Origin of the sequence: Bacillus cereus group sp. N21, assembly GCF_016483395.1 — a bacterium.
In the GTDB taxonomy this organism is placed as follows: Bacteria; Bacillota; Bacilli; order Bacillales; family Bacillaceae_G; genus Bacillus_A; species Bacillus_A pseudomycoides.
In genome coordinates this window covers 1-383 of record NZ_JAEHBX010000264.1, presented here as the reverse complement: position 1 = coordinate 383, position 383 = coordinate 1, and the positions used below count along the sequence as shown (strand labels likewise).

The window sequence follows — 383 nt, the reverse complement described above, 5'->3', positions numbered from 1 at the left end:
AAAGATGGACACACATTGGATATTCAACTTCGTAAAAAACGGGATCATCAGGCTGCCTATGCCTTCATGAAAAGATTAGTAAAATATTTTGGAGAACCGACGGTTCTCACTACAGACAAAGCGCCAGCATTACTTTGCGCATTTAACAAATTAAGAAAACAAGGATTTTATCAAACTACAATCCATTGTACAATCAAACATTTAAACAATCTTATTGAACAGGATCATAGGCATGTAAAGAGACGTTTTGTCAAATCCGCAGGATTTCAAAATCTTCATCATGCTTCACGTACGATAAAAGGTATTGAGACCATTCATGCCCTATATAAACAAAGGCGAAGTCTTCAAAGAGACTCCGCCTTTTCAACGTACAATGAACTTCA

1 protein-coding gene is annotated in these 383 nt (G+C 36.6%); it reads left to right on the top strand.

Going from position 1 to position 383, the window contains the following annotated elements; genetic code table 11:
* Positions 1-383 (top strand): DDE-type integrase/transposase/recombinase (locus JDS96_RS30785; protein ID WP_199669129.1); only part of this gene is annotated, 383 nt, incomplete at both ends.